Source organism: Buttiauxella sp. AC142 (genome assembly GCF_979253435.1).
Genome location: NZ_CEEDCH010000001.1, coordinates 4,539,417 through 4,552,429, shown reverse-complemented (window position 1 = coordinate 4,552,429; position 13,013 = coordinate 4,539,417). Strand labels below are relative to the sequence as shown.

The following is a 13,013-nucleotide window of genomic DNA, read 5'->3' as shown; positions in this document are numbered from 1 at the left end:
TAATCTTTTGTTGGAATCCCGAAAGCGTGTGCTTAGTCCCTTGGCCCACAAAAAGGCGCACAGTATGCACGATAATCAAGGAAATCGTATCCCTAAATACAACAGGCTTAACTTATGTCAGGGAAAAAAGAGCCGCTCATCAATCCATTAACGATAATATAGATGAACGATATACTCGATTTTCTGAACTCTGGTAACCGCGTAAGGATGCAATGCTAATTATGGCTCAATCACATTTATTGGCTGAAAGAATTTCACGGCTTAGCCAGGCACTGGAAAAAGGGTTGTTTGAACGCCAACACGCGGTGCGTCTTTGCCTGCTGGCAGCATTGAGCGGCGAAAGTGTTTTCTTGCTTGGCCCGCCTGGAATCGCCAAGAGTTTGATTGCCCGCCGTTTGAAGTTCGCATTCCAGAAGGCACGCGCCTTTGAGTACCTGATGACTCGCTTTTCCACGCCGGAAGAGGTGTTTGGGCCATTATCCATTCAGGCGCTAAAAGATGAAGGACGCTATGAACGCCTGACCGCCGGTTATTTACCAGAAGCGGAAATCGTGTTTCTCGATGAAATCTGGAAAGCTGGCCCTGCGATTTTGAACACTCTGCTGACCGCCATAAATGAACGCCGGTTCCGCAATGGCGCCAGCGAAGAGAAAATCCCCATGCGTTTGCTGGTGGCTGCATCCAACGAACTCCCCGAAGCCGACAGCAGCCTGGAAGCCTTGTATGACCGAATGCTGATTCGCCTGTGGCTCGATAAAGTGCAGGACAAAGGTAATTTCAGATCCATGCTCACCAGTCAGCATGATGAAAACGACAATCCGGTGCCGGAAAACCTGCAAGTTTCTGACGAAGAGTATTTTCAGTGGCAGAAAGAGATCGGCTCTGTTTTGTTGCCAGATGCTGTCTTTGAACTGATTTTCACTTTACGCCAGCAGTTAGAGAACGCGTCGGGTGCACCTTATGTTTCTGACCGTCGCTGGAAGAAAGCTATTCGTCTGCTGCAAGCCAGCGCCTTCTTTAGCGGCCGAAATGCTGTCGCACCAATTGATTTAATCCTTCTGAAAGATTGTCTGTGGCATGACACCGCTGCGATGAATTTGATGCAGCAACAGCTGGAAATATTGATGACCGGACACGCCTGGCAACAAAATTCCATGCTCAGTCAATTAGCAGTTATCGTGCAGCGCAGGATTCAATTACAACAGCAGCACAGTGACCGTGAAGCTATTACGGTGACCAAACAAGGTGGAATGTTTACTCGTCGTCCACAGTACCAACTGCCTGACTATCTGACTGGCGAAACGCTGACATTGCTGCTCCAGCAACCGCTGAAACTCCATGATATCGAAGTTCTCCACGTCTCTGTTTCTCGTGAAGCCTGTGCGCAATGGCTAATAAAAGGAGGCGAGTTACGCGGCAAACTCAACGGTATTGGTTTTGCCCAAGTGCTGAATATGGAAGTTGATAGTAGCCAACATCTGGTATTGCGCGATATCAGCTTGCAAGGCACACGCCTGATGATGCCGGGTAAACAACAGCAAGGGGTACCTGAAGAGATCAAACAGCAATTTGACTCTCTTGAAGAGACCCTCCATCAGCAACATGAGCGTTTTAACGATCAGCAAAAATGCCTGTTTATCCACAACGAATGGCTCGGAAAGATTGAAGCCAGCCTGCAGGATGTGGCCGAACAAATTAAACAGGCGCGGCATTAATGCTCAGCGTTGAAGCTCTTGATGTCATCCTCGCGATCAGCGAGGGTGAATTAATAGAAAGCGTCATTATCGCGCTTTTGGCAGCACCGCAGCTGGCGCTGTTCTTTGAGAAATTTCCGCGGATGAAAAACGCGGTGACCAAAGATATCCCTCGCTGGCGCGAGCTGCTGAAATCCCGTCTGCACGATACCAACGTCCCGCAAGAGTTAGCCCGGGAAGTACAGTGTTATCAAGAAAGTCAGTTGCTCACCACCAGCCAGTTATCTGCAAAACTGCCGGAAATTTTACGCTTGCTGGAAAGCGTTGATTCACCCTTTTTTGCGCAAGCACAAAAGCTGGTGGCGGACACGCCTCGCCTGACAGCGGCACAACAAACGCTATTCCTGCAACGCTGGCGATTGAGTCTGGTCGTGCAGACTACCTCCCTGAATCAGCAATTACTCGAAGATGAACGTGATCAATTGCTGGCCGAAGTTCAGCAGCGCCTGGCGTTAAGCGGCCAACTCGAACCGGTTCTTGTCGATAGTGATAACGCTGCCGGGCGGCTTTGGGACATGAGCGCCGGTTCGCTTAAACGCGGGGATTATCAGCTCATCGTGCAATACGGCGATTTCCTTGCCAGTCAGCCTGAACTGCTGAAAATTGCAGAGCAACTTGGGCGTTCAAAAGAAGCGAAAGCCGTACCCAGAAAAGATGCGCCGACCGAAACCTGGCGCATGCTGGTCCGCGAGCCTGCAACCGTACCAGAACAGGTTGATGGCCTTCAGCGCAGCGATGACATCCTGCGCTTGTTGCCGCCAGAACTGGCAACGCTTGGCATTAGCGAACTGGAATTTGAGTTCTACCGCCGGCTGGTGGAAAAGCAATTGCTGACTTACCGGCTGCATGGCGATTCATGGCGCGAAAAAGTGGTTGAACGCCCGGTCGTGCATCAGGATTTCGATGAACAACCGCGCGGGCCATTTATTGTCTGCGTCGATACATCCGGTTCCATGGGCGGATTCAATGAACAGTGTGCCAAAGCCTTCTGCCTGGCGTTAATGCGAGTCGCACTTGCGGATAACCGCCGCTGTTTCATCATGCTGTTTTCCAGCGAAGTGGTGCGCTATGAAGTGTGCGGGCGAGATGGCATCGAACAGGCGATCCGTTTCCTGAGCCAGCGCTTTCGCGGCGGTACCGATCTGGCCAGTTGTTTTCGTGCGATCGCTGAAAAAATGCAGGGAAGTGAATGGTTTGACGCCGATGCAGTGGTGATTTCTGACTTTATTGCTCAACGTCTGCCAGATGATGTCGTGACGCAGGTTAAAGATCTACAGCGCAAGCACCTGCATCGTTTCCACGCCGTCGCCATGTCCGGACACGGAAAACCCGGCATCATGCGCATTTTTGACCATATCTGGCGCTTCGATACCGGGATGCGTAGCCGCCTGCTGCGTCGCTGGCGGCGTTAATAATTACAATAGTGAATCAACTTTAGCGTGAAGTTCAGATGGCCATACGCCGCACTGAACCTGGCCAATATGCGGCTGTTGCAACATCAACATCACTAAACGAGACTGACCAATGCCGCCGCCGATGGTTTGCGGCATTTCGCCTTTCAGCAGTGACTGGTGCCACTCAAGTTGCAGACGATCTTCATCACCGGTAGTTGCCAACTGATGTTGCAATGCTTGTGCATCAACACGGATCCCCATAGAAGAAAGCTCAAAGGCATCTTCCAGAATCGGGTTCCACACCATAATATCGCCGTTCAGGCCTTTAAAATCACCCTGACTGACCGTTGACCAGTCATCATAATCTGGCGCACGAACATCGTGACGTTTACCGTCAGCCAGCTTACCGCCAATACCAATCAGGAACACCGCACCCAGCTCTTTAGCGATGGCACGTTCACGTCCTTTTGCATCCAGGTCCGGGAAACGAGCCTGGAGTTCTTCGCTATGAACGAAGTGGATTTGTTCAGGCAGGAAAGGCGTCAAAGCGTACTGCTCGCTCACTGCGGCTTCCGTAGCTTTCATCGCCGCCCAGATGCTTTCTACAGTTTGCTTGAGCGTACCAAGATGGCGCTCTCCATCACCCATTACACGCTCCCAATCCCACTGATCGACATACACAGAGTGGATCGGGGTCAAACGGTCTTCATCGGGGCGCAGGGCTTTCATGTGCGTGTAAAGCCCTTCGCCCGCGCTGAAGTCGTGCTGGCCGAGTGTTTTTCTTTTCCATTTAGCCAGCGAATGCACCACTTCAAACTGAGCATCAGGCAAGGTTTTCACCTTCACCTGCACCGCTTTTTCACAACCAGACAGATTGTCCTGAGTACCATCACCCACGCGGCTAAGAATTGGAGCCTGGACTTCCATCAGACCAAGCTTTTCTTCCAGCTGACGGGAGAAATGCGACTTAACAAAACTAATCTGGCGTTGTTTAGCGATGTAGGCAGTTTTCATGGTTTTCTCTTTATTGTGTTGTTTACTGACTATGATTAAGCAACAAAAACGACACAATATTCAATAATCAACAATAAAAAAGCCTTTACTGTTTTTAATCGACGAATTTAAGGCTATAAAAGATGAACAATCGTTACTAATCATAGGAAAAAGTGATGGATAATTATCAGATCGACAATCTCGATCGCGGCATCCTTGACGCTTTAATGGCAAATGCACGTACGGCTTACGCCGAACTGGCAAAACAATTTGGCGTGAGTCCTGGCACAATTCATGTGCGCGTAGAGAAGATGAAGCAGGCGGGAATTATTACCGGAGCACGCATTGATATCAGCCCTAAACAGTTGGGCTACGATGTTTGCTGCTTTATCGGCATTATTCTGAAGAGCGCTAAAGACTACCCGTCTGCGCTGGCAAAACTCGAAAGTCTGGAAGAAGTCACCGAGGCGTATTACACCACCGGCCACTACAGCATCTTTATTAAGGTAATGTGTCGATCTATCGATGCGCTGCAGCAGGTACTTATCAACAAGATCCAAACAATTGATGAAATTCAGTCCACCGAAACACTGATCTCCCTCCAGAACCCGATCATGCGTACCATCAAGCCTTAGCCGCTAATTTTAATACCCATATTATCCACAGGTAGATCGCAGGCCTTACACAGCGTACAATGCCCATCGTTTCGAAAAGGTGGGCAGCAATGACAGACATTACTCTGATTAGCGGAAGTACCCTGGGCAGTGCCGAATATGTCGCTGAACATTTAGCTGAGAAGTTAGATGAAGCGGGTTTTTCTACCCAGACGCTTCACGGGCCACAGTTTGAAGAACTAGAAACCAGCGGAATATGGCTGATCGTATCTTCTACTCATGGTGCCGGGGATCTTCCTGACAACCTGCAACCGCTTTTTGACACTATAAATGAACAACGCCCGGATCTCAGTGCTGTTCATTATGGTGCAGTCGGTATTGGCAGTCGTGAATACGACACCTTTTGCGGTGCAATTGAAAAATTGGACACCCTTCTGACTGAATGCGGCGCTAAAAGAGTGGGCTCTTTATTGAAAGTGAACATCCTTGATCACGACATTCCGGAAGATCCAGCCGAGATTTGGGTCGGATCATGGAAGAATTTACTCCAGGATTTGTAAAGATCTGACTTTTATCTGTGTATAAGTATGCTTAAAACCTTGGGTTAAGCAGTAGTTATCCCAATAACAACTCCTGTTCACTTTTTGAGTTGTGCATAACTTCCACTTTTGATCCCAGCTTATACGTTCTGGGATCACCGATCATTCACAGCTAATGATCCTCCTTAATCACTTGATCTCTTTACCATAAAAACGGTTATCCACAGAACATGCCGATCCTAATAAGAGATCATAATAAAGAGATCTTTAAATAAAAAAGATCTTCTTTTAATTACCGACGATCCCAAGACTTTCTCGAAAGGCTAAAGTTAAGTTAGAATCGCCAACCCCGGGAATCAGTCATCCCCATTTGCAAAACCGCGAGGCAGTACCATGTTTTATCCAGATCCTTTTGACGTCATCATCATTGGCGGGGGTCATGCAGGCACTGAGGCTGCAATGGCCGCTGCACGGATGGGCCAACAAACCCTTCTTTTGACACACAATATCGACACTCTGGGACAGATGTCTTGTAACCCGGCAATCGGCGGTATTGGCAAGGGACATCTGGTTAAAGAAGTGGACGCACTCGGTGGTTTGATGGCCAAAGCTATCGACCATGCCGGTATCCAGTTTAGGATACTAAACGCCAGCAAAGGGCCAGCCGTACGGGCCACTCGTGCTCAGGCTGACCGCGTGCTGTATCGGCAGGCTGTGCGCACTGCACTGGAAAACCAACCGAACCTGATGATCTTCCAACAGGCGGTTGAAGATCTGATTGTCGAGAACGATCGCGTTGTGGGTGCTGTCACCCAGATGGGGCTGAAGTTCCGTGCCAAGTCCGTGGTTCTGACTGTCGGGACATTCCTGGATGGCAAAATTCATATCGGGCTGGATAACTACAGCGGTGGCCGTGCAGGCGATCCGCCGTCCATCTCCCTGTCTCGCCGTCTGCGAGAACTGCCACTGCGTGTCAGCCGTCTAAAAACCGGTACTCCACCTCGTATTGACGCTCGCACCATAGATTTCAGCGTACTTGCCCAGCAGCATGGGGATAACCCAATGCCGGTGTTCTCGTTCATGGGAAATGTGAACCAACACCCTGCGCAAGTACCGTGTTACATCACGCACACCAACGAAAAAACGCATGACGTTATTCGTAATAATCTCGATCGCAGCCCGATGTATGCCGGTGTTATCGAAGGCATTGGCCCACGTTATTGCCCGTCTATCGAAGACAAAGTGATGCGTTTTGCCGACCGTAACCAGCATCAGATCTTCCTTGAGCCTGAAGGCTTAACCAGCAATGAAATCTATCCAAACGGCATCTCGACCAGCCTGCCGTTTGACGTTCAGATGCAAATTGTCCGGTCGATGGAAGGGATGGAAAATGCGAAGATCGTTCGTCCAGGCTACGCCATCGAATATGATTTCTTCGATCCTCGTGACCTCAAGCCAACTCTGGAAAGTAAATATATCCAGGGTCTGTTCTTTGCCGGACAAATTAACGGCACCACCGGTTACGAAGAAGCTGCTGCACAAGGTTTGCTGGCAGGTCTGAATGCCGCTCGTTTCTCTGCTGAGAAAGAGGGCTGGGCACCTCGTCGCGATCAGGCTTATCTGGGCGTACTGGTTGACGATCTTTGCACTCTTGGCACCAAAGAACCGTACCGCATGTTTACCTCTCGTGCTGAATACCGCCTGATGCTGCGTGAAGACAACGCCGATCTGCGCTTAACTGCAGCTGGCCGCGAAATGGGGCTGGTGGACGATGCTCGCTGGGCACGCTTTAACGAGAAGCTCGAAAGCATTGAGCTTGAGCGCCAGCGTCTGAAAGACATCTGGCTACATCCGCATTCTGAGAGCGTCGAAGAAGTGAATGCAAAACTCAGCGCACCGTTGTCTCGTGAAGCAAATGGCGAAGATCTGCTGCGTCGCCCAGAAATGACCTATGCTGAAATGATGCAATTGTCGGTGTTTGCGCCAGGACTTGAGGATCCACAATCTGCGGAGCAGGTGGAAATTCAGGTTAAATACGAAGGCTACATTGCGCGTCAGCAAGAAGAGATTGAAAAACAGCAACGTAACGAGAATACGTTGTTGCCTGCAACGCTGGATTACCATCAGGTCAGCGGGCTTTCTAACGAAGTGATTGCCAAGCTTAACGATCACAAACCGGTTTCGATCGGGCAGGCATCGCGCATTTCCGGTGTGACTCCGGCAGCAATTTCAATCTTGCTTGTCTGGTTAAAAAAGCAAGGTCTGCTGCGTCGTAGCGCTTGATATAACATATTTCAGGGTCAGGATTTCCTGGCCCGTTTTTTTTATGGGTATTTACCGCCGTGCTTAACAAACTGAATCGCCTGCTGGATAGCGCAGGCATTACGCTGCCAGAAAACCAGAAACAACAGTTGGTGGGTTATGTTGAACTGCTCCACAAGTGGAACAAAGCCTACAACCTGACCTCAGTGCGTCATCCTGATGAAATGCTGGTTCGTCATATTCTCGACAGTATCGTGGTTGAACCGCACTTGCAGGGTTCGCGTTTTATCGATGTGGGAACAGGTCCTGGTTTGCCGGGCATACCATTAGCGATTGTGCGCCCTGACTCGCATTTTACCCTGCTGGATAGTCTTGGTAAGCGGGTTCGATTCTTGCGACAGGTTCAGCATGAGCTTCATCTTGAAAACATCACGCCAGTGCAAAGTCGTGTGGAAGAGTTCCCGGCGGAGCCACCATTTGATGGCGTAATCAGCCGTGCTTTTGCATCTATGACCGATATGGTGACCTGGTGTAAGCACTTGCCCGCAGAGAATGGCCGTTTTTATGCGCTTAAGGGTCAGCGTCCGGATGAGGAAATCGCGGCACTGCCTGCTGAATTTAGCGTCGAAGAGGTTATCCGCTTGCAGGTGCCAGAACTGGATGGGGAGCGTCATCTGGTGATGATTAAGCCAAACAAAACTTAATATTTATCAAAAAAAAGCTAAAAAGGATTGTTTCGTTAAGGTTAAAAATACAAGGGGAAATGTCTGACATTTCTCGTTACATTTAACAATGGCTTAACTAGTGTTTGCATTGTTGTTAACTCTAAACGGCTTGTTAATTTTGAAAGTAGTCAACCCTGAAAATATAACCCTGCTAAATATTGCCTGGGTTTCATACTCAGAGGGTTGTTAAAATATTAATAAAAATGTCAATGAATTGTTTTAATGATGTTTCAGGCTATTTTAAATAGAGTAGACAGTAATCAGCTTATTTATCAGGCATCTGTGTTTCGCACTTTATGAGACAGACAAATGTATAATGGCTATGAGATGTTTTATTTGTGATCTGGTGCACGCTTTATTAGGCGGCTATTTCGGTTGTTTGAGGTTTTTAGCAAAATAGTCGGTATAACTCAAAAGTTGAAAAATAACTGTGCTGGAAAATATTTAAACATTTGTTCACCTTTTTGCTACTTATTGTTTGAAATCACGGGGCCGCACCGTATAATTTGCTCGCTTTTTGAGGCTTGACTCAAAGACCTAAAGGCAGTTTTATACCAGCGCGACATACCCCGAAGGGAGCAGGAGTTAGGATAAGCCATGTCTGTGTCGCTATTGAGTAGAAACGTTGCTCGTAAGCTTCTGTTCCTTCAGCTACTTGCAGTGATAGCAATTGGATTGCTGTTTTGCCTCAAAGACCCCGTGTGGGGTGCTTCTGCTTTTGGCGGAGGCCTGGCAGCCTGGTTGCCAAATGCAGTATTTATGAATTTCGCCTGGCGTCACCAGGTGCATACACCATCAAAAGGCCGCCTGGCCTGGACTTTCGCCATAGGTGAAGTGTTAAAGGTGATTGCGAGCTTTACCATACTGGTGGTGGCGTTAGCTGGTTTTAAGGCGGTATTGTTGCCGCTTATTGTGACGTGGGTTTCGGTGCTGGTTGTGCAGATACTCGCACCAGCTGTAATTAACAACAAAGGGTAAGAGGCATCATGTCTGCAGGAGAAATCTCTACACCGCAGGAGTATATAGGCCACCATCTGAATAACCTTCAGTTGGACCTGCGTACTTTCTCGCTGGTTGATCCGCAAAACCCCCCGGCCACCTTCTGGACGCTCAATATTGACTCCATGTTTTTCTCGGTGGTTCTGGGTCTGCTATTCCTGGTGTTATTCCGTAAAGTAGCCAAAACAGCGACGAGCGGCGTACCTGGTAAATTTCAGACTGCGGTTGAAATGGTTATCGATTTTGTTAATGGCAATGTCAAAGACATGTACCATGGCAAAAGCAAGGTCATTGCACCGCTGGCCCTGACTGTGTTCGTCTGGGTATTACTGATGAACCTGATGGACCTGTTGCCAATTGATTTCTTGCCGTTTATCGGCGAGCACATCTTCGGCCTCCCTGCCCTGCGTGTGGTGCCGTCTGCGGACGTGAATATCACCCTGTCCATGGCGTTGGGTGTGTTTATCCTCATTCTTTTCTACAGCATCAAAATGAAAGGCATTGGCGGCTTCACGAAAGAGCTGACGCTGCAGCCGTTCAATCACTGGGCATTTATACCGTTCAACTTAATCCTTGAAGGTGTAAGCCTGCTGTCCAAACCAGTATCACTGGGCCTGCGACTGTTCGGCAACATGTATGCCGGTGAGTTGATTTTCATTCTGATTGCTGGTCTGTTGCCGTGGTGGTCACAGTGGATTCTGAGTGTGCCTTGGGCCATTTTCCACATCCTGATTATTACGCTGCAAGCCTTCATATTCATGGTTCTAACGATTGTCTATCTGTCGATGGCATCTGAAGAGCATTGATTTTACTTACCACTACTGTGTTTTAACTGAAACAAACTGGAGACTGTCATGGAAAACCTGAATATGGATCTGCTGTACATGGCTGCCGCTGTGATGATGGGTCTGGCGGCAATCGGTGCTGCGATCGGTATCGGCATCCTCGGGGGAAAATTCCTGGAAGGCGCAGCGCGTCAACCTGATCTGATTCCTTTGCTGCGTACTCAGTTCTTTATCGTTATGGGTCTGGTGGATGCTATCCCGATGATCGCTGTTGGTCTGGGTCTGTACGTGATGTTCGCCGTCGCGTAGTAAGCATTGCTTAACATATCAAGCAATATCAGAACGTTAACTAACAAAGAGGCATTGTGCTGTGAATCTTAACGCAACAATCCTCGGCCAGGCCATCGCGTTTGTCCTGTTTGTTCTGTTCTGCATGAAGTACGTATGGCCGCCGATCATGGCTGCCATCGAGAAGCGTCAACAAGAAATTGCTGATGGCCTCTCTTCTGCAGAACGTGCCAAAAAGGACCTTGACCTTGCACAGGCCAACGCGACCGACCAGCTGAAAAAAGCCAAAGCGGAAGCTCAGGTGATCATCGAGCAGGCTAACAAACGCCGCTCTCAGATCCTTGAAGAAGCTAAAACCGAGGCAGAGCAGGAACGTGACAAAATCGTTGCACAGGCTCAGGCAGAAATCGACGCAGAGCGTAAACGCGCTCGTGAAGAACTGCGTAAGCAAGTGGCTCTGCTGGCTATCGCCGGTGCCGAGAAGATCATTGAACGTTCCGTGGATGAAGCTGCTAACAGCGACATCGTTGATAAACTGGTCGCTGAACTGTAAGGAGGGAGGGGCTGATGTCTGAATTTGTAACTGTAGCTCGCCCCTACGCCAAAGCAGCTTTTGACTTTGCCGTCGAGCACCAAAGCGTTGATAACTGGCAGCATATGCTGGGTTTCGCCGCTGAGGTGTCTAAAAACGAACAAGTAGCAGAGCTTCTTTCCGGCGCTTTAGCTCCGGATACTCTCTCTGCGTCGTTTATCTCCATCTGTGGTGACCAGTTAGACGCCAATGGCCAGAACCTGATTAAGGTGATGGCTGAAAATGGGCGTCTGAAAGTTCTTCCTGATGTTCTTGAGCAATTCGTTCAATTACGTGCAGCCCAAGAGGCTACCGTTGAAGTCGAAGTGACTTCTGCCAACGTATTAAACGAAGACCAGCTTTCGAAAATCAGCGCCGCGATGGAAAAACGTCTGTCACGCAAAGTTAAGCTGAATTGCAAAATTGACAAGTCTGTAATAGCGGGTGTCATTATCCGCGCAGGTGATATGGTTATTGATGGAAGCGTACGCGGCCGTCTTAATCGCCTGACAGACGTCTTGCAGTCTTAAGGGGACTGGAGCATGCAACTGAATTCCACCGAAATCAGCGAACTGATCAAGCAGCGCATTGCTCAGTTCAGTGTTGTGAGCGAGGCTCACAACGAAGGTACAATCGTTTCTGTAAGTGACGGTATCATCCGCGTACACGGCCTGGCCGATGTCATGCAGGGTGAGATGATTTCCCTTCCGGGAAACCGTTACGCCATTGCACTGAACCTCGAGCGCGACTCTGTTGGTGCAGTAGTAATGGGTCCGTACGCTGACCTTGCCGAAGGCATGAAAGTTAAGTGTACTGGTCGTATTCTTGAAGTACCGGTAGGCCGTGGCCTGTTGGGCCGCGTGGTGAACACCCTGGGTGCACCAATCGATGGTAAAGGTCCGCTTGAGCATGACGGTTTTGCTGCCGTTGAAGCGATCGCACCAGGTGTAATCGAACGTCAATCCGTAGACCAGCCTGTACAGACTGGTTATAAGTCCGTCGATGCCATGATCCCAATCGGTCGTGGTCAGCGTGAACTTATCATCGGTGACCGTCAGACAGGTAAAACTGCTCTGGCAATCGATGCCATCATCAACCAGCGTGATTCCGGCATCAAATGTATCTACGTTGCTATCGGCCAGAAAGCATCCACTATCTCTAACGTGGTTCGTAAACTGGAAGAGCACGGCGCACTGTCTAACACTATCGTTGTTGTTGCGACTGCATCAGAATCTGCTGCACTGCAATACCTGGCACCGTACTCCGGTTGCGCGATGGGTGAATACTTCCGTGACCGTGGTGAAGATGCACTGATCATTTATGATGACCTGTCCAAACAGGCTGTTGCTTATCGTCAGATTTCCCTGCTGCTTCGTCGTCCACCAGGTCGTGAAGCTTACCCAGGTGACGTATTCTATCTCCACTCCCGTCTGCTGGAACGTGCTGCGCGTGTTAACGCTGAATACGTTGAAGCATTCACCAAGGGTGAAGTGAAAGGCAAAACAGGTTCCCTGACTGCGCTTCCGATTATCGAAACGCAAGCGGGTGACGTTTCCGCGTTCGTTCCGACCAACGTAATTTCTATTACCGATGGTCAGATCTTCCTGGAATCAACACTGTTTAACGCCGGTATTCGTCCTGCGGTTAACCCGGGTATCTCCGTATCCCGTGTTGGTGGTGCTGCTCAGACCAAGATCATGAAAAAACTGTCCGGTGGTATTCGTACCGCTCTGGCACAGTATCGTGAACTGGCTGCGTTCTCTCAGTTTGCATCAGACCTTGACGATGCGACCCGTAAACAGTTGAGCCACGGTCAAAAAGTGACCGAGCTTCTGAAACAGAAACAATATGCGCCGATGTCTGTTGCGCAGCAGTCTCTGGTTCTGTTCGCAGCTGAACGTGGTTACCTCGAAGATGTGGAACTGGCTAAAATCGGTAGCTTCGAAGCCGCTCTGCTGGCTTATGTTGACCGTGACCATGCTCCACTGATGCAAGAAATCAACCAATCTGGTGGCTACAACGACGAAATCGAAGGCAAGCTGAAAGGCATCCTCGATTCCTTCAAAGCAACTCAGTCCTGGTAAAGTCT

The 13,013-nt window shown here is 49.3% G+C and carries 13 protein-coding genes; 12 read left to right on the top strand and 1 reads right to left on the bottom strand.

Going from position 1 to position 13,013, the window contains the following annotated elements; translation table 11 throughout:
* The first annotated feature begins 221 nt into the window (after positions 1-221).
* Together ravA and viaA are read left to right on the top strand one after the other, a co-directional pair.
* A complete protein-coding gene (ravA, locus tag AC0IWZ_RS21240) occupies positions 222-1,715 on the top strand; it encodes an ATPase RavA (protein WP_471678530.1) in 1,494 nt (497 codons plus the stop codon).
* Positions 1,715-3,166, top strand: coding sequence for an ATPase RavA stimulator ViaA (gene viaA / locus AC0IWZ_RS21235; RefSeq protein ID WP_471678531.1), 1,452 nt, complete (start codon positions 1,715-1,717; stop codon positions 3,164-3,166). Before ravA ends, viaA begins: the two co-directional genes overlap by 1 nt.
* A 3-nt stretch (positions 3,167-3,169) precedes the next feature.
* Here viaA and asnA read toward each other — a convergent pair whose 3' ends face one another.
* Positions 3,170-4,162 carry an aspartate--ammonia ligase gene (asnA, locus tag AC0IWZ_RS21230; RefSeq protein WP_034499889.1) on the bottom strand — a complete coding sequence of 331 codons (993 nt, stop codon included), beginning with the start codon at positions 4,160-4,162 and terminating at the stop codon, positions 3,170-3,172.
* Positions 4,163-4,317: 155 nt separating this feature from the next.
* Between asnA and asnC the strand changes: the two genes are divergently transcribed.
* The 10 genes from asnC to atpA all read left to right on the top strand — a co-directional run bounded on the left by asnC (position 4,318) and on the right by atpA (position 13,008).
* Complete coding sequence (gene asnC, locus AC0IWZ_RS21225) at positions 4,318-4,776, top strand: transcriptional regulator AsnC (protein ID WP_034499887.1); 459 nt, start codon at positions 4,318-4,320, stop codon at positions 4,774-4,776.
* Between the two features lie 89 nt (positions 4,777-4,865).
* On the top strand, positions 4,866-5,315 hold the full coding sequence (mioC, locus tag AC0IWZ_RS21220; RefSeq protein ID WP_034499885.1) for an FMN-binding protein MioC: 450 nt from the start codon (positions 4,866-4,868) through the stop codon (positions 5,313-5,315).
* A gap of 372 nt (positions 5,316-5,687) precedes the next feature.
* Entirely contained in the window at positions 5,688-7,577 is a 1,890-nt protein-coding gene (gene mnmG, locus AC0IWZ_RS21215; RefSeq protein ID WP_034499884.1) for a tRNA uridine-5-carboxymethylaminomethyl(34) synthesis enzyme MnmG, read from the top strand.
* Positions 7,578-7,636: 59 nt separating this feature from the next.
* The gene (gene rsmG / locus AC0IWZ_RS21210) at positions 7,637-8,260 is read left to right on the top strand and encodes a 16S rRNA (guanine(527)-N(7))-methyltransferase RsmG (RefSeq protein WP_034499882.1); all 624 of its coding nucleotides are present in this window, start codon (positions 7,637-7,639) and stop codon (positions 8,258-8,260) included.
* A gap of 618 nt (positions 8,261-8,878) precedes the next feature.
* The gene (gene atpI, locus AC0IWZ_RS21205; RefSeq protein ID WP_034499880.1) at positions 8,879-9,259 is read left to right on the top strand and encodes a F0F1 ATP synthase subunit I; all 381 of its coding nucleotides are present in this window, start codon (positions 8,879-8,881) and stop codon (positions 9,257-9,259) included.
* Between the two features lie 8 nt (positions 9,260-9,267).
* Positions 9,268-10,086: a F0F1 ATP synthase subunit A gene (gene atpB, locus AC0IWZ_RS21200; protein ID WP_034499878.1), complete on the top strand. Its 819-nt coding sequence runs from the start codon at positions 9,268-9,270 to the stop codon at positions 10,084-10,086.
* A 48-nt stretch (positions 10,087-10,134) separates the two neighbouring features.
* Positions 10,135-10,374 carry a F0F1 ATP synthase subunit C gene (gene atpE / locus AC0IWZ_RS21195; RefSeq protein WP_000429386.1) on the top strand — a complete coding sequence of 80 codons (240 nt, stop codon included), beginning with the start codon at positions 10,135-10,137 and terminating at the stop codon, positions 10,372-10,374.
* Positions 10,375-10,435: 61 nt separating this feature from the next.
* The gene (gene atpF / locus AC0IWZ_RS21190; protein ID WP_034499875.1) at positions 10,436-10,906 is read left to right on the top strand and encodes a F0F1 ATP synthase subunit B; all 471 of its coding nucleotides are present in this window, start codon (positions 10,436-10,438) and stop codon (positions 10,904-10,906) included.
* A 14-nt stretch (positions 10,907-10,920) separates the two neighbouring features.
* On the top strand, positions 10,921-11,454 hold the full coding sequence (gene atpH, locus AC0IWZ_RS21185) for a F0F1 ATP synthase subunit delta (protein ID WP_034499873.1): 534 nt from the start codon (positions 10,921-10,923) through the stop codon (positions 11,452-11,454).
* 12 nt (positions 11,455-11,466) lie between these two features.
* The gene (atpA, locus tag AC0IWZ_RS21180; RefSeq protein ID WP_034499870.1) at positions 11,467-13,008 is read left to right on the top strand and encodes a F0F1 ATP synthase subunit alpha; all 1,542 of its coding nucleotides are present in this window, start codon (positions 11,467-11,469) and stop codon (positions 13,006-13,008) included.
* Positions 13,009-13,013 lie beyond the last annotated feature (5 nt).